General features: G+C 74.1%; 17 protein-coding genes and 2 pseudogenes. 11 read left to right on the top strand and 8 right to left on the bottom strand.

What is annotated here, in order from left to right; translation table 11 throughout:
- Window positions 1–33: 33 nt before the first annotated feature.
- The 4 genes and pseudogenes from ACQPYN_RS16100 to ACQPYN_RS16085 form a co-directional block, all read left to right on the top strand.
- Window positions 34–264 (top strand): annotated as a pseudogene (locus tag ACQPYN_RS16100) (helix-turn-helix domain-containing protein); the annotation flags it as partial.
- Window positions 207–895: pseudogene (locus tag ACQPYN_RS16095) on the top strand (SCO6745 family protein). The pseudogenes ACQPYN_RS16100 and ACQPYN_RS16095, both read left to right, overlap by 58 nt.
- 63 nt (window positions 896–958) lie before the next feature.
- Window positions 959–2329, top strand: a complete 1371-nt coding sequence (locus tag ACQPYN_RS16090) for an acyl-CoA dehydrogenase family protein (RefSeq protein ID WP_433038583.1) — start codon at window positions 959–961, stop codon at window positions 2327–2329.
- 28 nt (window positions 2330–2357) lie between these two features.
- Window positions 2358–3767: a YibE/F family protein gene (locus ACQPYN_RS16085; RefSeq protein ID WP_433038581.1), complete on the top strand. Its 1410-nt coding sequence runs from the start codon at window positions 2358–2360 to the stop codon at window positions 3765–3767.
- A gap of 304 nt (window positions 3768–4071) precedes the next feature.
- On the opposite strand, the gene ACQPYN_RS16080 is transcribed toward ACQPYN_RS16085, so the two are convergent.
- Window positions 4072–4479: a hypothetical protein gene (locus tag ACQPYN_RS16080; RefSeq protein WP_433038579.1), complete on the bottom strand. Its 408-nt coding sequence runs from the start codon at window positions 4477–4479 to the stop codon at window positions 4072–4074.
- Between the two features lie 78 nt (window positions 4480–4557).
- Between ACQPYN_RS16080 and ACQPYN_RS16075 the strand changes: the two genes are divergently transcribed.
- On the top strand, window positions 4558–5250 hold the full coding sequence (locus ACQPYN_RS16075; RefSeq protein ID WP_433038577.1) for a hypothetical protein: 693 nt from the start codon (window positions 4558–4560) through the stop codon (window positions 5248–5250).
- 196 nt (window positions 5251–5446) lie between these two features.
- On the opposite strand, the gene ACQPYN_RS16070 is transcribed toward ACQPYN_RS16075, so the two are convergent.
- From ACQPYN_RS16070 to ACQPYN_RS16050, 5 genes are all read right to left on the bottom strand, one after another.
- Entirely contained in the window at window positions 5447–6454 is a 1008-nt protein-coding gene (locus tag ACQPYN_RS16070) for a hypothetical protein (protein ID WP_433038574.1), read from the bottom strand.
- A gap of 181 nt (window positions 6455–6635) precedes the next feature.
- Window positions 6636–7364: an ethanolamine ammonia-lyase subunit EutC gene (gene eutC / locus ACQPYN_RS16065; protein ID WP_433038572.1), complete on the bottom strand. Its 729-nt coding sequence runs from the start codon at window positions 7362–7364 to the stop codon at window positions 6636–6638.
- On the bottom strand, window positions 7361–8734 hold the full coding sequence (locus ACQPYN_RS16060) for an ethanolamine ammonia-lyase subunit EutB (protein ID WP_433038570.1): 1374 nt from the start codon (window positions 8732–8734) through the stop codon (window positions 7361–7363). The genes eutC and ACQPYN_RS16060 overlap by 4 nt, the downstream gene beginning before the upstream one ends.
- Window positions 8731–10167: an ethanolamine permease gene (gene eat, locus ACQPYN_RS16055; RefSeq protein ID WP_433038568.1), complete on the bottom strand. Its 1437-nt coding sequence runs from the start codon at window positions 10165–10167 to the stop codon at window positions 8731–8733. Before eat ends, ACQPYN_RS16060 begins: the two co-directional genes overlap by 4 nt.
- A gap of 132 nt (window positions 10168–10299) precedes the next feature.
- Window positions 10300–10731: a MarR family winged helix-turn-helix transcriptional regulator gene (locus ACQPYN_RS16050; protein ID WP_433038566.1), complete on the bottom strand. Its 432-nt coding sequence runs from the start codon at window positions 10729–10731 to the stop codon at window positions 10300–10302.
- A gap of 88 nt (window positions 10732–10819) precedes the next feature.
- Here ACQPYN_RS16050 and ACQPYN_RS16045 point away from each other — a divergent pair, with 88 nt between their 5' ends.
- The 4 genes from ACQPYN_RS16045 to ACQPYN_RS16030 all read left to right on the top strand — a co-directional run bounded on the left by ACQPYN_RS16045 (window position 10820) and on the right by ACQPYN_RS16030 (window position 14887).
- Window positions 10820–11596 (top strand): crotonase/enoyl-CoA hydratase family protein, encoded by a 777-nt coding sequence (locus ACQPYN_RS16045; protein ID WP_433038563.1) that lies wholly within the window; start codon window positions 10820–10822, stop codon window positions 11594–11596.
- The gene (locus ACQPYN_RS16040; RefSeq protein WP_433038560.1) at window positions 11596–13524 is read left to right on the top strand and encodes an acetoacetate--CoA ligase; all 1929 of its coding nucleotides are present in this window, start codon (window positions 11596–11598) and stop codon (window positions 13522–13524) included. Before ACQPYN_RS16045 ends, ACQPYN_RS16040 begins: the two co-directional genes overlap by 1 nt.
- Window positions 13521–14399: a 3-hydroxyacyl-CoA dehydrogenase NAD-binding domain-containing protein gene (locus ACQPYN_RS16035; RefSeq protein ID WP_433038557.1), complete on the top strand. Its 879-nt coding sequence runs from the start codon at window positions 13521–13523 to the stop codon at window positions 14397–14399. The genes ACQPYN_RS16040 and ACQPYN_RS16035 overlap by 4 nt, the downstream gene beginning before the upstream one ends.
- Before the next feature lie 71 nt (window positions 14400–14470).
- The gene (locus ACQPYN_RS16030) at window positions 14471–14887 is read left to right on the top strand and encodes a DoxX family protein (RefSeq protein ID WP_433038555.1); all 417 of its coding nucleotides are present in this window, start codon (window positions 14471–14473) and stop codon (window positions 14885–14887) included.
- 60 nt (window positions 14888–14947) lie between these two features.
- On the opposite strand, the gene hisS is transcribed toward ACQPYN_RS16030, so the two are convergent.
- Window positions 14948–16222, bottom strand: coding sequence for a histidine--tRNA ligase (gene hisS / locus ACQPYN_RS16025; RefSeq protein ID WP_433038553.1), 1275 nt, complete (start codon window positions 16220–16222; stop codon window positions 14948–14950).
- Window positions 16219–16911, bottom strand: coding sequence for an MBL fold metallo-hydrolase (locus tag ACQPYN_RS16020; RefSeq protein WP_433038907.1), 693 nt, complete (start codon window positions 16909–16911; stop codon window positions 16219–16221). Before ACQPYN_RS16020 ends, hisS begins: the two co-directional genes overlap by 4 nt.
- Window positions 16912–17002: 91 nt before the next feature.
- Between ACQPYN_RS16020 and ACQPYN_RS16015 the strand changes: the two genes are divergently transcribed.
- Entirely contained in the window at window positions 17003–17812 is an 810-nt protein-coding gene (locus ACQPYN_RS16015) for a peptidylprolyl isomerase (RefSeq protein WP_433038551.1), read from the top strand.
- Window positions 17813–17947: 135 nt separating this feature from the next.
- Entirely contained in the window at window positions 17948–18334 is a 387-nt protein-coding gene (locus ACQPYN_RS16010) for a nuclear transport factor 2 family protein (protein WP_433038548.1), read from the top strand.
- Window positions 18335–18349 lie beyond the last annotated feature (15 nt).

Raw genomic sequence — 18349 nt, 5'->3', positions numbered from 1 at the left:
CGGTAGGCAAACCCCCGTCCGGCGGCCACCATCGTGCCCGTGGACGACGCCCGGCGCCTCTGGACCTTGCTCGAACCCCTGCACGCGGTCACGTACTTCGCCCCCGAGGCCCGCGCGGCCGCCGACGCGGTGGACCTCAAGGGGTTCTGGATGGGCTACGTCGCCCAGCGCGCGGCGCCGCTCGGTGCCGTCGGCCCGGAGGTGGCGTGGGCGTCGTTCCACGGCTTCCACCGCGACCGCATCCACCGCGCGCTGCCCGACGCCTGGGCGCTCGCCACCCCGCGACCTGCCTCGAGGCCCGCCTCGCGGGCGTGGACGCGACGCTGCGGCGACTCCTCGCCGACCTCCCCGGCGGCGTCGACTCCGACGCGGTCGCCGAGGCCGCGCGGCTCGCCGGGGAGGCCGCCGACGCCGCGGACACGGCCGGGCGCGTGCTCGCCGCCGCGAACCAGGCCCTCCCCGCCCGGCCCCGCCGCACCTCGCGCTGTGGCAGGCCGCGACGACGCTGCGCGAGCACCGGGGCGACGGCCACGTCGCGGCGCTCGTCGCCCACGACGTCGGGCCGGTCGCCGCCCACCGGCTCAAGATCGCCGCCGACGAGTCCTCGGGCAGCCTCCGGGAGTCCCGGCAGCTCGACGACAGGACGTGGGCGGCGGCCGGCGAGGAGCTGGCGGTGCGCGGGTGGCTCGATGCGCACGGCGCGCTCACCGCCGACGGACGTCGTGCCCGCGACGAGGTCGAACGCGCCACCGACCGCGCGGCGTCCGGGCCGTGGCGGGCGCTCGGACGGACGGGCACCGACCGGCTCGCCGGCCTCCTCGGGCCGCTCGTCGCGGCCGTCGTCGACACGGGCGCCGTCCCCTACCCCAACCCGATCGGCCTCCCGCGGCCCTGAGATCCCGGGTTTCGGTACCCGCGGTACGCGGTACTAGTCGGTAACACCAGAACGGAGTAGCCGATGAGTGCCTTCACCCTGGAACTGACGCCCGCCCACCACGAGCTGATCCGGCGCACCCACGCCTTCGCCGAGGACGTCATCCGGCCGGCGGCGGCGAAGTACGACGCCGCCGAGGAGTGCCCCTGGGAGATCGTCGACCGGGCCGCCCAGGAGGGCTTCTACAACGCCCTCTTCTACGCCGACCTCATCTCCGACCCCACGGGTCTCTCGCTCCCGCTGTTCCTCGAGGAGATGTTCTGGGGCTGCGCCGGCATCGGGCTCACGGTCGTGCTCCCCGCCCTCGCGCTGTCCGCGCTCAACCAGGCCGGCACCCCCGAGCAGCTCGCCCGCTGGGCGCCCGAGATGTTCGGCGAGTCCGGCGACATCAAGCTCGCCGCGCTCGCCGTGTCCGAGCCCCAGGGCGGCAGCGACGTCGCCAACCTGCAGACCCGCGCCCGCAAGGAGGGCGACGAGTGGGTGCTCGACGGCGAGAAGATCTGGATCGGCAACGGCGGGATCGCCGACGTCACGATCGTCAACGCCGTCGTCGACCCCGAGCTCGGCACCAAGGGCCAGGCGATGTTCGTGGTGCCCAAGGACACCCCGGGCATGGAGCAGGTCCGCCGGCTGCGCAAGCTCGGGCACCGGGCGTCGCACACCGCGGAGCTGCGGTTCGAGGACTGCCGGATCCCCTCCGAGCACCTCCTCGGTGGGGAGGACAAGCTCGAGCACAAGCTGGAGAAAGCGCGCCGCGGTGAGGGCAAGCCCGCGGCGCTCGGCACGTTCGAGCAGACGCGGCCGATGGTCGCCGCCATGGCACTCGGCGTGGCGCGGGCGTCGTTCGAGTACGCCTGCTCCTACGCCCGGGAGCGCGAGGCCTTCGGCAGCCCGATCATCGACAACCAGGGGGTCTCGTTCCCGCTCGCCGACCTCGCCGCCGACATCGACGCCGCGCGGCTGCTCACCTGGCGCGCGTCGTGGATGGCCGCCAACGGCGTGCCGTTCCAGGCCGGCGAGGGTTCGATGTCGAAGCTCAAGGCCTCCGAGGTCGCCGTGCGCGCCGCCGAGCAGGCCGTCCAGACCTGCGGCGGGTGGGGCTACGTCGACGACCTCCCGGTCGAGAAGTGGTACCGCGACGCGAAGCTCTACACGATCTTCGAGGGCACGAGCGAGATCCAGCGGATGGTCATCGGACGCACGCTGAACGACCCGGAAGCCACCGACACCCCGCTGCACCACCACCTGCCCGGTGACCGGGGCGGCGTGAGCCGGAAGTTCGGCCACGGCTCGCTCGCCCGCGCCCGGGCCGGAGGGGCGCTCATGAACCTCGCGAAGAAGGCGCCGGACTCGGTGCTGCGGCTCGGCGGGAAGCTCGCCTCCCCCGGCACGTGACGGGAATGGTCCCGGAGATGATGGCCGGGTGACCTCCTCCCGGCCCGCGGGGCGCCGCACGCGGTCCGCGACCGCGGAGGAGGACGCCGGCGACGACGCGGTGACCGGTCCGATCGAGGTGCCGCGTGACCGACCGGCCCGCCGGCGACGCGCGGACGCGCCCCTCGAGGCGAGCCACGGGCACGGTCACGGCCACGGGCACGGCGGCGGCTCGCTGGACGGGGCGTCGGCCACGCGGGTGCGACGGCTCCTGGCCCTGCTGCTCGTGCCCTGCGGGCTGGCGGTGCTGGTGGGCCTCGTGGTGCTCGCCCCGTCCCCGTCCGAGTACGCCCGGGTCGCGGAACGGGCCGCGACCGGCCAGGGCGCGCCCGGGCTCGGGGCGCAGACCCCGGTCGACGCCGAGGTCCTGCGCGCCGCCGGGGAGTCCGACTGCACCGACCCCAACCTGCCCTCCCCCGGCGAGGGCGAGGGCTGTGTCGCGGTGACGCTGCGCCTCCAGGACGGGCCGGCGGCCGGGAGCACGATCGTCACCCTGGCGCCGACCACACCCGGCTCGCCACACTTCGCCGTCGGCGACGCCGTCGTGCTCGGCTGGGGCGGCGGGGACCCGGCGGACCCGCTGACCTACACGATCGTCGACTACCAGCGGGGCCTTCCGCTTCTCCTGCTCGGCGGCCTCTTCGCGCTCGCGGTGCTGCTGCTCGGCCGCTGGCAGGGACTCGCCGCTCTCGTCGCCCTCGGCGCGACGCTCGGCGTGCTCGCGATCTTCGTCCTGCCCGCCCTGGCCACCGGGGGCCCGCCGGTCCCGGTCGCGCTCACGGCCTCCGGGCTGATCGCCGGCATCGTGCTGCCGCTGACGCACGGCCTCTCGGCCCGCACGGCGACCGCAGCGCTCGGCACGCTCGCGAGCCTCGGGCTCATCGGCGTCCTCGCCCTGCTCTTCGCCTCGCTGTCGCATCTCACCGGTCTCGGCGAGGAGGCCTCGGAGCTCGCGGGGGTGGTGGGGCCGGGGCTCGACCTGCGCGGCCTGCTGCTCGCGGGCGTGATCATCGGCGCGCTGGGGGTGCTCGACGACGTCACCGTCACCCAGACCAGCGCTGTCTGGGAGCTCCATCGCGCGGACCCGGCCGCCCGGCTCGCCGACCTCTATGGTGCCGCCATGCGTGTCGGTCGTGATCACGTCGCCTCGGCGGTGAACACGCTCGTGCTCGCCTACGCCGGGGCGGCGCTGCCCCTGCTGCTGCTGTTCGCGCTGGCGGGCCGGGGTCTCGGCGACCTGCTCACCGCGGAGGACGTGGCGCAGGAGGTCGTCCGGACGCTGGTGGGCAGCATCGGCCTGGTCGCCTCGGTCCCGGTGACGACCGTCCTGGCCGCCGTCGTCGTCCGCGCCGTCAGCCCCAGCACCACCCCGACCACGAGCCGGAGCCGTCCCGCATGAGCCGCCCCGCCCTGCCCCGGTCCGTCGAGGCCCCGCCGAGCGGCGTGCTCGACACGGCCCGCGCCCTCGTCGTCGCGTCGACCCGCACGGCCGTGGAGCTCACGCTGCAGGGGCCGACGATCGTGCGGGGCCTCGCCGACCTCGCCCGCACCGGCGCCGGGACGGCTGCCGACCTCAGCCCCCTCGTCGTCGACGCCCTGCGCGCGCTGCCACGGCTCGTGCGGCTGCTGGAGCAGCTGGCGCCGGTGGCGTCCGGGCTCCAGCACACGCTCGACGAGATCGCGCCCGACCTCACCCGCCTCTCCTACGCCGTCGACGCCCTCGACCGGCTCGGTGGTGCCGTCGACGACCTCCACGCCCTGGCCCGCGCGGTCCCGGCGCTGCAGGCGATCGCCGGGGCGGCGCCCGACATCCGTGTCCTCGGCGAGGCGGTGCCGGCGCTGCAGGAGATCGGGCGGGCTCGCGAGGACATCGCGACGCTGGCCAGCGCGGTGCCCGCGCTCCAGGAGCTGGGCCGGGCCCGGGGCGACATCGCGACCCTCGCGAGCGCCGTGCCCGCCCTCCAGCAGATCGCCGGCGCCGCCCCCGACATCCACGCCCTCGGCGAGGCCGTCCCCGCGCTCCAGGAGATCGCCGCGGCGCGCGAGTCCATCGCGACCCTCGCGAGCGCCGTGCCCGCGCTCCAGCAGATCGCCGGGGCGGCGCCCGACATCCGCGCCTCGGCGAGGCCGTACCCGCGCTGCAGGAGATCGCCGCGGCCCGCGGTGACCTCGCCGCCCTCGCGAGCGCCGTGCCGTCCCTCGAACGCCTCGGCTACGCCACCGACGACCTGCAGGTCATCGCGAGCGCCGTGCCCGCCCTCCAGCAGATCGGCGAGGCGGCCGGGCAGCTGGAGACCCTGGCGGGCGCGGTCCCGTCCCTCGAGCGCCTCGCCGGCGCCGTCGACGACATCGGCACGATCGCCGGCGCCACCGGCACCGTCGAGCGGATCGCCGAGGGCGTGCCCACCGTCGGGCGGCTCGCCGACGCCGTCCCCACCGTCGTCAGGCTGGCCGAGGCGATCCCGACCCTCGAGACCCTCGGCGGCGCGGTCGACGACCTGCACGCGCTCGGCACCGCCGTCGCCGACCTCCACCAGCTCGCCGAGGCCGCCCCGGCCCTGCAGCAGATGGCCGGCGCGGTCGACGAGGTGCGCAAGCTGACCGGGGCGATCGAGCACGTCGAGGTCCTCGCCCGGCACGCCGACACCACGTTCCCCGACGTGCCGCCGCGCCTGGCCAATCTCGACGCCGGACTGTCGACCGCCGCCGGCGAGCTGCAGAAGGTCAGCCCCGACCTGCGGACCCTCGCCGGTCGGATCGACAACCTCGACGAGCAGATCAAGGTCCTCGCCGATGCCCTCGCCCCGCTGCAGGGCACGACCGAGCGCCTCGGTCGCGTCGTCGACCGGCTGCCCGGGCGCAAGAGGTCGGACGAGCGGTAGCGGGTCCCGACCGAGCCGGCGGGTGCTCTCCATCTCGATCTCTCGACAGTGCCGTCAGTGTCCCCGCGCTGGTGACACTCCCGAGAGATCGAACTGGAGAGGTCGCCGACCCCCCTCGGGGACGACCGGCGGCGCCGCGAACGCCGACGGCCCCCTCGCCGCGTGGGCGAGGGGGCCGTGGCGTGTTCAGGAGTTCCTACTTGCAGGGGTCTTCGGGCTCCGGCTGGGGCTCCGGGTCCGGCTGGGGCTCCTCGTGGCCGCCGTTGTCGGGCTGCTCGTGCCCGCCGTCGTCCTCGTGGCCGGCGTCGGGCTGCTCGTGGCCGCCGTTGTCCTGGCCGCCGTCCTCGTGACCGCCGTCCTCGTGACCGCCGTCCTCGTGACCGCCGCCGTGCTCACCCTCGGGCACCTCGGGGAGCTCCGGCACGTCGGGCAGGGTCGGCTCCTCGCACTCGCCCCCGCCGGGGATGACCTCCGGCGCGGTGAGCTCGAAGTCGTAGGTCGTGGTCGGCGTCGCGACGAGGTCGACCGCGGCGTCGAGATCGGGGTTGCCACTCCCCTGGTTGATGATCACGCCGGTGACGACGATGCCCTCCGACATGAGGTAGGCGGACAGCGGCTTGTCCCCGCCGTTGTCACAGCGCGTCTGGTCGCCCGGGATCACGTCCGGGATCTCCCTGGTCGAGCACCACCGGCCGGTACCGGCCTGGTAGCGGTGCCACTCCCCCGGCGTCCGCTCCGCCGGCGTGGTGTTGTAGACCGGCTCGTAGGTGAGCGTCGAGAAGCCGCCCTCGGCCGGACCGTTGAAGTCGACCTCCAGCTGCAGGCTCGGGAACTGGTCCGGGAAGTCCGCCGAGTCCTGGTAGGCCGAGTACGCCGACGTGGTCCAGGCCGCGAGCTGACTGTCCGGGCTGGTCGCCGCGAACCTCTTGATGATCGAGGCCTTCGCCTTGCCCTCGTCGCCGGGCGTCTGCAGTCGGAGGGCGGCCTCACCCCCGCCGGTCGGCGCGCCGAACGCGTCGGAGACCTCAGCGGTCCCGGGAGCTCGGGTGTCGAGAGTCGTGAACGGCGCCAGGTCCGGCTCCACGTACGTCGTGCCGATCACCGGTACATCCGACAGGTCCAGGGGGTCCGCGTTGCCGGACCCGACCATCGCGACGGCACTGCCGCCGACGATCAGGGCCCCGGTGGCCGCGAGTGCAGCCATCCCCCGACGTCCGAGTTTTGCCCTGTGAAGACCCATGTGTGTGATGCCTTTCCGCCCCTTGGGTGATGTGGCCGCAGTCGAACCACACGCCGAAGTAACGAAGAGGACACGGTGGGGTGACGAAGAATCCGTCCGAAAGACGTAATCCAGGGTCGGCGATCAGAGGATCACGCTGGATTCCTCAGCCCGCTCCCGACGGCAGGGCGGCGCCGGTGTCCTTCAGCTCGACGCCCGAGAGCTGCAGGCGGAAGGACTCGATCAGGAGGGCGGCGAGGATCTCCGCGGCGCCGTCGTAGGTCAGGCCGTCGGGCGGGCGGATGTTCGAGACGCAGTTGCGCTCGGAGTCCACGCGCCCCGGCCGCGGCTCGAAGGTCAGGTAGGCGCCGAGGGAGTCGGGCGACGACATCCCCGGGCGCTCGCCGATGAGCACGAGCACCATGCGCCCGCCGAGCGCGACGGCGATCTCGTCGCCCAGCGCCACCCGGGCCTGCTCGGCGACGACCACCGGGGCCACCGACCAGCCCTCGAGCCGCGGCAGCAGGGCGTCGACCACCGCCACGGCGTGGTCCTGCACCGCGCGGGCCGACAGCCCATCGGAGATCACGACGACGAGGTCGTGCTCGCCGGCCTCGAGGCCGTGGTCGGGAGCCAGACGACGTCCCAGGTCCGGGCGCTGCAGGTACTCGGCGCGGTCGGCGGCCTGTGAGTGCACGACCGGCCCGGCCCGCTCGCCGAGCCCGGCGAGGATCGCGTCGGCGTCCAGCGCGGTGTGCACGGCGTCGCGGGCCTGCGCGTGCGCGGCGGCGAGGCGGAGGTTCTCGGCGGTCGACAGGCCGTCGCCGGCCCGTCCGAGGCCCACACGCGCCCTCGTCGCGGCCCGCAGCGCGTCCCAGGGATCGACCTCGCTCATACCATCAACGCCCGGATCGGCTCGGGTACCAGCTGCGGCACGCGTCCGGCGTCGTCGAGCAGCCCCACCGACCCCAGCCACGCCTCGAACTCCGGCGCGGGCCGCAGCCCGAGCGTCTGGCGGACCTGCAGGACGTCCTGGAACGACAGCGACTGGTAGTTGAGCATGATGTCGTCGCCGCCCGGCACCGTGATGACGAACGAGCAGCCGGCGGCGCCCAGGGTGAGCAGCAGGGTGTCGGTGTCGTCGGCGTCGGCCTCGGCGTGGTTGGTGTAGCAGACGTCGACGCCCATCGGGACGCCGAGCAGCTTGCCGCAGAGGTGGTCCTCCAGGCCGGCGCGCAGGATCTGCTTGCCGTCGAAGAGGTACTCCGGGCCGATGAAGCCGACGACGGTGTTGACGAGCAGCGGATCGAACGCCCGGCACACGGCGTAGGCGCGGGCCTCGAGGGTCTGCTCGTCGACGTCGTGGTGGGCGTCGGCCGACAGCGCCGAGCCCTGCCCCGTCTCGAAGTACGTGACGTTGTTGCCGACGGTGCCGCGGTGCAGCTCGGACGCCGCGGCGTGGGCCTCGCGCAGCTGGTCCAGCGTCACCCCGAAGCCGCGGTTGGCAGCCTGGGTGCCGGCGACGGACTGGAAGACGAGGTCGACCGGCGCGCCCTGTTCGAGCAGCTCCAGAGTGGTGGTCACGTGCGTGAGCACGCACGACTGGATCGGCGCCCCGAGCCGCTGGCGCGCGTCGTCGATCAGCTCGAGCAGGGCGCGCACCGTCGAGGGCCGGTCGGTGGCGGGGTTGATGCCGACCACGGCGTCGCCGGCGCCGTGCAGCAGCCCGTCCACCAGCGACGCGGTGATGCCGACGGGGTCGTCGGTCGGGTGGTTGGGCTGCAGGCGCGTCGCCAGACGCCCCTCGAGGCCGAGCGTCGTGCGCAGACCCGTGACGACGCGGGTCTTGCGGCCCACGGCGACCAGGTCACCGACGCGCATGAGCTTGCTGACCGCCGCCACCATCTCGGGCGTGAGCCCCGGCGCGAGGTCGCTCAGCGCGGTGGTGTCGGCCTCCCAGGACAGCAGCCAGTCCCGGAAGCCGCCGACGGTCAGCGACCGCACGGGCGCGAACGCGGCGGCGTCGTGGGAGTCCATGATCAGCCGCGTGACGTCGTCGTCCTCGTAGGGCACGACGGCCTCGTCGAGGAAGTGCGCGAGCGGCAGGTCGGCGAGCACCGTCTGGGCGGCCACCCGCTCGGCGGCGGACTCGGCGGCCACGCCGGCGAGCACGTCCCCCGAGCGCGCCGGCGTCGCCTTGGCGAGCAGCTCGCGCAGGTCGGCGAAGCCGTACGAGTGCCCGCCGAGCGTGGTGGTCCAGCTCATCCGATCTCCTCCTCGGCCGCCGCCAGTGCCGCGAACTCCTCGTCCGGCGCCGACGCGACGAGGTGGTGGCGTGAGTAGAACCCGAAGTAGGTCATGAAGACGGCGAAGGCGCCGAGCGCGCAGAGCGCCGCGACGACGTCGACCAGGAACGTCGCCACCACGGCGGCGAGCGCCAGCACCAGCGCGACGCCCGTGGTGATCCGCCCGCCCGGCGTCCGGTACGGCCGGGGCATGTCGGGGTTCCGGACGCGCAGGACCTGGTGCGCCACCATCATCAGCACGTAGGACAGCGTCGCCCCGAACACCGCGAGGTTGATGAGGATGTCGCCGTTGCCGGTCGCGGCGAGGACGAAACCGATGGCACCGGGCACGATCAGCGCGAGCGTCGGCGCCTTGCGGCCGTTCGTCCGCGAGAGCACCCGCGGCAGGTAGCCCGCGCGCGAGAGCGCGAAGGTCTGGCGCGAGTAGGCGTAGATGATCGAGAAGAAGCTCGCGATCAGGCCGAGCAGACCGATGTAGTTCACGGTCGTCGACAGCCAGGTCGACCCGCCGGCGCCGGCCTCGAGGGCGCTGACCAGCGGGTTGTCGCTCTCTGAGAGCCCGAGGGAGCCCTGCGCGCCGGGCGCCAGGAAGAGCACGGCAGCCGCCGAGACGGCGAGCACGCCCATCGCCACGATGATCCCGCGCGGCACCGCGCGCACGGGGTCGCGCGCCTCCTCGGCGGCCAGCGGGACGCCCTCGACGGCGAGGAAGAACCAGATCGCGAACGGGAAGCTCGCCCACACGCCGACCAGGCCGAACGGCAGGAACGGGGACGCGCCGACGGCGTCGCCTGCCGGGATGTCGGTGAGGTTCGCGGTGTCGAAGGACCCGATGGCGCCCAGCGCGAAGAGCAGGAGGCCGGCCAGCGCGATCGCGGTGATCACGAAGGTGACCTTGAGGGCCTCGCCCACGCCCAGCAGGTGGATGCCGATGAAGATCACGTAGCAGGCGAGGTAGACCCACCAGCCGTCGGTGATCCCGAACAGGCCGAGCGACTCGACGTAGCCCCCGATGAACGTCGCGATCGCCGCCGGCGCCACGGCGTACTCGAGCAGGATCGCCGCACCCGTCGCGAAGCCGCCCCACGGGCCCATCGCGACGCGGGCGAAGGTGTAGCCGCCGCCGGCCGCAGGCAGCGCCGAGGACATCTCGGCGAGCCCGAGCACCATGCAGGCGTACATCACGGCCATGAGCACCGCGGCGATCGCGAGGCCGCCCCAGCCGCCCTGCGCCAGCCCGAAGTGCCAGCCCGCGTAGTCGCCCGAGATCACGTACGCGACGCCCAGGCCGGCCAGCAGGACCCAGCTCGCGGAGCCCGCCTTCAGCTGCCGTGCGGCGAGGTAGTCACTCCCCGCGCCCGTCCCGGCGTTCGACTCCACCCGATCCGCCATGCGTGTCCCCTTCCACCGTCCCCCGGATGCCACAGCGTGAGGCAGGTGTGAAGTCCGTGGGTGACGATGGGGTTGCGATCGCCGACGTGCGTGATCTCCTCAGTGACGGCTCAGAAGATCACGCACGACGGCTCAGTCACTGAGGTTCGTGCGGCAGCGGTTGAGCAGGGCGCGCAGGTCGGCGCGCTCGGCGTCGTCGAACCCGTCGACCATGATCGCCTCGACCTCCGCGGCCACCGGGGCGAGCCGCTCGATCAGCGACCACCCCTCGTCGGACAGGCCGATGAGCACGCGCCGCCCGTGCGCGGGGTCGGGGGTGCGCGTGATCCACCGCCCGCGCTCCAGGGCGGCGACCAGGTCGCCCATCGCCTGCGCGCTGACGAAGGCGTTGCGGGCGAGCTCCGCGCTGGTCTGCCCCTCGCGACGCGCGAGCACCGTCAGCGCCGTCCACTGCGGCACCGTGATGCCCGATCCCCGCAGCCGCTCGTCGAGGCGGGCGCGTACCGCAAGCTCCACCTGCTTGACGGCGTAGAGCAGAGAGGGCGGTCCCTCGGTCCTCGTCACCGCACCCTCCCCGGCGCCTTCCGTCGAGGCGACCGCCCGGATAATATCAACCTTCTTGACATTTCAGGTATCGCCCGGAAGGGGATCGATGGCGCCGCAACTGCCTCCGTCGCTGACGCTGGAGCATGACGGGCCGGTCGCCGTGCTGCGCCTCGCGCGGCCGGGCAAGCGCAATGCGCTCGACGACGCCACCGTCCGGGGGCTCGAGGCGTTCTTCACCGCGCCGCCGGCGGACGTGCGCGCCGTGGTGCTCGACGCCGAGGGCGACCACTTCTCCGCCGGGCTCGACCTCGCGGAGCTCGGGGCCACCGACGGCGTGGCCGGTGTCGAGCACTCGCGCTTCTGGCACCGCGTGTTCGACCGGATGGAGCGCGGGCGTCTCCCGGTCGTCTCCGTCCTCAAGGGCGCCGTGGTGGGCGGCGGCCTCGAGCTCGCCGCCGCCACGCACGTCCGCGTCGCGGAGAGCTCCGCGTTCTACGCCCTGCCCGAGGCGCGCCACGGCCTCTTCGTCGGGGGCGGCGGCTCGGTGCGGATCCCCCGGCTCATCGGGGTGCACCGCATGACCGACCTGATGCTCACCGGCCGCGTCCTCGACGCCCACGAGGGCCTGGCGCTGGGCATCTCCACGTACCTCACCGAACCCGGCGAGGGCTTCGCGAAGGCCCTCGAGCTGGCCCACCGCATGGCCGACAACCCGCCGGTGAGCACGTTCGCGGTGCTCCAGGCCCTGCCCCGCATCGCCGCCGCGCGCGACGAGGAGGGCTACCTCATGGAGTCGCTCATGGCCGCGATCTCCTCGAGCAGCGACGAGGCCCAGGACCGCATGAGCGCCTTCCTGGACGGACGCGCAGGGAAGGTCCGCTGATGACGACACCGGCTCCCCCACCGGCGGGCACCGTCATCGCCCGCTTCGTCGACTGGCTCGCGACCGAGCGCGGGCTGGTGTTCGACGACTACGACGCCCTGCAGCGCTGGTCGGTCACCGACCTCGACGGCTTCTGGTCGGCGATCGCCGAGTTCTACGCGGTCCCGTTCCACGAGCCGACCCGCACGGTGCTCGAGAGCCGCCGGATGCCGGGCGCGGTGTGGTTCCCGGGGGCGACGCTCAACTACGCGGAGCGCGCCGTCGAGGGCCCCGAGCCCGACGACGACGTCGCCCTGCTCGCGTACTCCCAGACCCGCGAGCCCCAGCAGTGGAGCCGGGGCGAGCTGCGGGACGCCGTCGCCCGCGCCCGGGCCGGCCTGGTGCGCCTCGGAGTGGGCCGCGGGGACCGCGTCGCCGCCTACGCCCCGAACATCCCCGAGACGGTGGTCGCGCACCTCGCCGCCGCGAGCCTCGGCGCGGTGTGGGCCTCGTGCGCGCCGGAGTTCGGCGCGCGCAGCGTCATCGACCGCTTCGCCCAGATCGAGCCGACGGTCCTGATCGCCGTCTCCGGCTACGTCTACGGCGACAAGCCCGTCGATCGCAGCAGCGAGGTCGCGGCGCTGCGCGCGGCCCTCCCGAGCCTGCGCCACGTCGTCGCCGTGCCCTACGGCCCCGGCTCGATCCCGGACGCGACGGCGTGGTCGGAGCTGGTCGGGACCCCGGCGGCGCCGGCCTACGACCCGGTGCCGTTCGATCACCCGCTCGTGGTGCTGTTCTCGTCGGGCACCACCGGGCCGCCCAAGGCGATCGTGCACGGCCACGGCGGGATCACCGTCGAGCACCTCAAGAACCACGGGCTGGCGTGGGACGTGCAGCCCGGCGACCGGATGCTCTGGTTCACCACGACCGCCTGGATGATGTGGAACGCGCTGGTCTCCGGGCTGCTCCACGGGGCGGCGCTGATCCTCGTCGACGGCAACCCGCTGCACCCCGACCTGGCGTGGCAGTGGCGCCTCGCCGCCGAGGCCCGGACGACGCACTTCGGCTCCTCCCCCGGCTTCCTCATGGCCTGCCGGGCCGAGGGCGTGCACCCCGCGCGCGACCACGACCTGTCCCCGCTGCGCCAGGTCTGCGTGGCCGGCAGCCCCCTGCCGCCCGAGGGCTACCGCTGGGTCGCCGACGAGTTCGGCCCCGACGTCCTGTTGCTCGTCGGCAGCGGCGGCACCGACGTGTGCTCCGGGATCGTCCAGGGCGGGCCGTGGCAGGAGGTCGTCGAGGGCGAGATCTCCGGCCGCGAGCTCGGGGTCGACACGGCCGCGTTCGACGAGGCGGGCCACGAGGTGGTGGGCGAGCGCGGCGAGCTGGTGATCCGGTCCCCGATGCCGTCGATGCCGTTGTTCTTCTGGGGCGACGACGACGGCTCTCGACTGCACGCCGCCTACTTCGACACCTACCCCGGCGTGTGGCGCCACGGCGACTGGGTGCGGTTCTCGCCGTCCGGTTCGGTCGTGGTCTCCGGCCGCTCGGACGCCACGCTGAACCGCGGCGGCGTGCGCCTGGGCACCGCCGAGTTCTACGCGGTCGTGGAGGAGCTGCCCGAGGTGGCCGACAGTCTCGTGATCCACCTCGAGGACCCGGCGGGCGGGCCCGGCGAGCTGCTGCTCTTCGTCGTGCCGGCCCCGGGCCACGAGGTCGACGACGCGCTCGTCGCCCGGATCCGCGGCGAGCTGCGCTCGTCGCTCTCCCCGCGCCACGTGCCCGACCGGATCCACGGCGTGGCGGCGGTGCCCCGCACCCGGACCGGCAAGAAGCTCGAGGTGCCCGCCAAACGGATCCTGCTCGGCGCCGACCCGGACACGGTCGCGTCGCGGGACGCCCTCGTCGACCCGGCGGCGCTGGAGCCGTTCGCCGCGCTGGCCCGCCCATGAGGATCGCGGTCGTCGGGACCGGCGTCATCGGCGAGAGCTGGGCGCGGCTCTTCCTGGCCCACGGCCACGAGGTCACGGCCACCGACCCCGCGCCCGGCGCGGAGGACCGGCTGCGGGCGTCACTCGGTTCCGCGGAGCACCTGCGGTTCACCGACGACCTCGCCGCGGCCGTCGCCGACGCCGACTTCGTCCAGGAGAACGGCCCGGAGCGTCTCGAGGTCAAGCACGAGCTGCTCGCGGTCGTCGACGCCGTCGCCCGGCCCGAGGTCGTCGTCGCCAGCAGCTCGTCGATGCTGCGCCCCACCGACCTCGCCCACGGCGCCCCGGCGCACCCCGAGCGCGTGCTGGTCGGGCACCCGTTCAACCCGCCGCACCTCGTGCCGTTGGTGGAGGTGGTCCCCGGGGAGGCGACGTCACCGGCCGCGGTCGACGCCGCCATGGCGTTCTACGCCTCGGTCGGGCGCTCGCCACTGCGCCTGCGCGCCGAGCTCCCGGGCCACCTCGCGAACCGCCTGCAGGCCGCGCTGTGGCGCGAGGCGTACTCGCTGGTGGCGCGCGGGGTGGCGACGGTCGCCGACGTCGACACCGCGATCACCGAGGGGCCGGGCCTGCGGTGGGCGGCGCTGGGCCCGTTCACCAACCAGCACCTCTCCGGCGGCCCGGGCGGCATCGCGCACGTCCTCGAGCACCTCGGGCCCGGCACCGAGGCGCTGTGGGCCGACCTCGGGACGGTGTCGCACACCCCGGAGCTCGTGGCCCGCATCGTGGCCGGCGTCGACGAGGCCCTCGCCGGGAGCGACAGCGCCGACCTCCTCGCCCGCCGGGACGCGGTCATCGCGGCCGTGCTCGCCGCCCGAGCTGCCGAGGACGGCTGACCGGTCCGGTCACATCCGTGCCCGCCCGCGCGTCTCCTCGTCGACGTCCCCGACGACCCGAGGAGCCCACGATGGACGCCCGCACCCTCACCTACCGGACCACCACCGCCGTCACCGTGGTCGTGCTGCTCTCGGGCGGCCTGGCCTACCTCCTCGGCGCCGAGTGGGCCGTCGCGGGCGTGATGGCGCTGGGCTACCCCGCCTACGTCGTCACCCTGCTCGGCGTGTGGAAGGTGCTCGGCGCGGCCGCCCTCACCGTCCCCGGCTACGCGCGGCTCAAGGAGTGGGCCTACGCCGGGGTCGTGTTCGACCTCAGCGGCGCGACGGTCTCGCACCTGGCCTCGGGAAGCGCCGCGTTCAACGCGGTGGTGCCCACGACCCTGCTCGTCGTCGCGGGCGTCTCCTGGGCGACTCGTCCGGCCTCGCGACGCCTCGCGGCGGCCACCGAGCGCCGCGAGCCGACGGCCGAGCCCGTTCCCGCCGTCTGATCAGGCGGATACTGGCTGGTATCGCTCGCTGAGCGAGCGATACCAGCCAGTAACCTGCGGTCAGGAGTCCTCGAGGGCCCGGTCCACCGCGGCCGCCGCGCCGTCGAGGGCGATGGCCTGCTGGGATCCGTCGGCGAGGTCCTTGAGCTGGATCTCCCCGGCCTCGAGGTCGCGCTCGCCGAGCACGAGCGCGAAGCGGGCGCCCGAGCGGTCGGCCGCCTTCATGGCGCCCTTCAGCCCGCGGCCGCCGTAGGCGAGGTCGGCGCGGATGCCTGCGTGGCGCAGCGCTCCGATGATCCCGACGAGGCGGTCCTTGGCCGCGTCGCCGAGCGGGACGCCGAAGACCTCCACCCGCGAGGCCGTGTCGAGCCCCGCCTCCTCCACCCGGCACGCGAGGAGCGCGCGGTCGACGCCGAGGCCGAAGCCGACGCCGGAGAGGTCCTGCCCGCCGAGCTCGGCCATCAGGCCGTCGTAGCGCCCGCCGCCGCCGATGCCCGACTGGGAGCCCAGGCCGTCGTGGACGAACTCGAAGGTCGTCTTCGTGTAGTAGTCGAGCCCCCGCACCATCCACGGGTTCTCGACGTAGGCGACGCCGAGGTCGTCGAGGTGACGCTTGACCGCCGCGTGGTGCGCGGCCGCCTCGTCGGAGAGGTGGTCGATCATCAGCGGGGCGTCGGTGAGCTGCTCGCGGACCTCGGGGCGCTTGTCGTCGAGCACGCGCAGCGGGTTGATCCGGGCGCGTTCGCGGGTGGCCTCGTCGAGGTCGAGCTTCTCGAGGAACCGCGTGAGCTCCTGGCGGTACTGCGGCCGCGTGGTGGCGTCGCCGAGGCTCGTGATCTCCAGGCGGTAGCGGCGCAGGCCCAGCGCGCGGAACCCGGCGTCGGCGACGGCGAGGACCTCGGCGTCCAGGGCCGGGTCGTCGACGCCGATCGCCTCGACGCCGACCTGCTGGAGCTGGCGGAAGCGCCCGGCCTGCGGGCGCTCGTAGCGGAAGAACGGCCCGGTGTAGCGCAGCTTGACCGGCAGCCCGCCGCGGTCGAGACCGTGCTCGATCACCGACCGGACGACACCCGCGGTGCCCTCGGGCCGCAGGGTCACCGAGCGGCCGCCGCGGTCGTCGAAGGAGTACATCTCCTTGCTGACGACGTCGGTGGACTCGCCGACGCCGCGGGCGTAGAGCGCGGTGTCCTCGAAGACCGGCAGCTCGATGTGGGCGTAGCCCGCGCGGTCGGCCTCGCGGACGAGGGTGTCGCGGACGCTCGTGAACTCCGGCCCGACGTACTCGGGGATGCCCTTGGGCGCGCTGAACCCGCCGGACGGGACCGACGCGCTCACAGGTGGCGTCCGGGCGCGTTCGTGAGGCCCTGCACGAAGGGGTTGCTGTCGCGCTCCTGACCGACCGTCGTCATCGGCCCGTGGCCGGGCAGGACGGCGGTGTCGTCGGGCAGCGTGAGGATCTTGTCGCGCAGCGAGGCCATCATCTCCTCGGTGGATCCCCCGGGCAGGTCGGTGCGCCCGATGCTGCCCTGGAACAGGGTGTCCCCCGCGATGAGGAACGGGCGGTCGTCCTCGGTGGCCGACCGGAAGACCACCGACCCGCGGGTGTGGCCCGGGGTGTGGTCGACGGTCAGGCGGAGGCCGGCGAGCTCGAGGTCGGCGCCGTCGGCGAGCACCTCGACCGACCGCGGCTCGCGGAACTCCAGCCCCGGGTACATCTGCGCCAGCTGCGCGCCCATGGGTCCGACGGCCTTGAACGGGTCGGCGAGCATGAAGCGGTCCTCGGGGTGGATCCACGCCGGGATGTCGTCGCCGTCGCAGACCGGCGTCACCGACCACATGTGGTCCATGTGCCCGTGGGTGAGCAGGACGGCCACCGGGGTCAGGTCGTGCCGCGCGATCACCTGGCGCAGCCCGTCCTCGGCGTCCTGCCCGGGGTCGACCACGATGCACGATTCCCCGGGGGCGGGCGCGACCACGTAGCAGTTGGTCTCGAACACCCCGGCCGCGAAGGCCTCGACCAGCACGTCCTCGTCCTCCTCGGACAGATCGGTTCGCTTCCCCACCCTAGTCGAGCCCATGCTCCGGGCCCGGCGGCGCGGTTCCTACGATGCCCCCGTGCCGACGAACGAACAGCGCCGGAAGGCCGCCAAGAAGAAGCTGGAGCGTCAGCTCGAGCGACGCGCGGAGCGGGCGAGGCGACGTCGGCAACGCCTGACCATCATCTCGGTGGTCGCGGTCGTGGCGGTGGTCGCCGTCGCGGCGGGGATCTACTTCGTCGTGGCCGCCGAGGACACCCCGCCGCCGACCGCCGCGCCGTCGACCTGCACGTACAACCCGTCGGAGGCGGCGGCCAAGCCGAACACCCCGCCCGACGCCAACCCCCCGACCACCGGCACCGTCGACGTCACCCTGCAGACCACGCAGGGCGCGATCCCGATGACGCTCGACCGCGCGTCGGCACCCTGCGCGGTCAACGCGGTGGTCAGCCTCGCCTCGCAGGGCTTCTACGACGACACACCCTGCCCGCGCCTGGTGACCGGCCAGGGCCTCCAGGTGCTCCAGTGCGGCGACCCGACCGGCTCCGGCTCGGGCGGCCCGGGCTACCAGTACGCCGAGGAGCCCCCCGCCGGCCTGCCGCCGTTCCCGGGCGCCGAGGGCCAGGCGTCGACCTACGCCCGCGGGCTCGTGGCCATGGCCAAGAGCTCGCAGCCGGGCTCGACGGGCAGCCAGTTCTTCCTCGTCTACGGCGACTCGGCCCTGCCGCCGGAGTACTCGGTGGTCGGGCGGATCGCGACCCCCGGGCTCGCGGTGCTCGACCGCGTCGGCGCGGGCGGGGACGACGGCTCGAACCAGGCCGGGGGCGGCGCGCCGCGCATCCCGGTGCAGATCCAGCGCGCCGTCGTCGCCGCGCCGCCGGCGCCCTGACGTCGATGTCAGCGGCGTGGCGCCGCAGACGTCGAGTGTCCGAATTCAACGGAGCACGCCGATAGGGCCACGCAGATGACCGCGACATCCGATTCGTCCAAGCCGGCGAGGCGACCGCCGCCCTAGCGTTCCCCCATGGATGAGGACGCTGTCGCGCGCGAGATCGTCGCGCTCGCCCGGGACTGGAACTCGGCGATCGTCTCGAACGACGCCGACAAGATCGGCGAGTTCATGACCGACGACTGGGTGATCGTCTCGTGGAGCGGGGTCACGGGACGGGACGACTTCCTCGCGTACGTGCGCTCCGGCGCGCTCGGCCACACGCGGATGGAGCCCGCGAGCGAGCCCCGGGTGCGCGTTCACGGGGACGTCGCGACCCTCGTCGTCCGCGTCGTGAGCACCGCCCAGTACGGCGGCGCGGACATCGACGCTGACGAGTGGACGTCGGACGTCTTCGTCCACGCCGACGGGCGGTGGCGCTGCGCGCTGACGCACATCACCCCGGTGTCGCCGACGTCCTGACGCGAACGGGGACTT

Origin of the sequence: Actinomycetospora sp. CA-053990, assembly GCF_050948445.1 — a bacterium.
Taxonomy (GTDB): Bacteria; Actinomycetota; Actinomycetes; order Mycobacteriales; family Pseudonocardiaceae; genus Actinomycetospora; species Actinomycetospora callitridis.
This window is presented reverse-complemented; position numbering and strand designations above follow the sequence as displayed.

Coding starts and splice junctions, on each gene's coding strand:
- ACQPYN_RS16030 (WP_433038555.1), top strand. CDS start 14,471: ATGGACGCCCGCACCCTCACCTACCGGACCACCACCGCCGTCACCGTG.
- eutC (WP_433038572.1), bottom strand. CDS start 7,364: ATGAGCGAGGTCGATCCCTGGGACGCGCTGCGGGCCGCGACGAGGGCG.
- ACQPYN_RS16070 (WP_433038574.1), bottom strand. CDS start 6,454: ATGGCTGCACTCGCGGCCACCGGGGCCCTGATCGTCGGCGGCAGTGCC.
- ACQPYN_RS16060 (WP_433038570.1), bottom strand. CDS start 8,734: ATGAGCTGGACCACCACGCTCGGCGGGCACTCGTACGGCTTCGCCGAC.
- ACQPYN_RS16090 (WP_433038583.1), top strand. CDS start 959: ATGAGTGCCTTCACCCTGGAACTGACGCCCGCCCACCACGAGCTGATC.
- ACQPYN_RS16040 (WP_433038560.1), top strand. CDS start 11,596: ATGACGACACCGGCTCCCCCACCGGCGGGCACCGTCATCGCCCGCTTC.
- eat (WP_433038568.1), bottom strand. CDS start 10,167: ATGGCGGATCGGGTGGAGTCGAACGCCGGGACGGGCGCGGGGAGTGAC.
- ACQPYN_RS16080 (WP_433038579.1), bottom strand. CDS start 4,479: ATGTCGGGCGCCGCCCCGGCGATCTGCTGGAGCGCGGGCACGGCGCTC.
- ACQPYN_RS16035 (WP_433038557.1), top strand. CDS start 13,521: ATGAGGATCGCGGTCGTCGGGACCGGCGTCATCGGCGAGAGCTGGGCG.
- ACQPYN_RS16010 (WP_433038548.1), top strand. CDS start 17,948: ATGGATGAGGACGCTGTCGCGCGCGAGATCGTCGCGCTCGCCCGGGAC.
- ACQPYN_RS16045 (WP_433038563.1), top strand. CDS start 10,820: ATGGCGCCGCAACTGCCTCCGTCGCTGACGCTGGAGCATGACGGGCCG.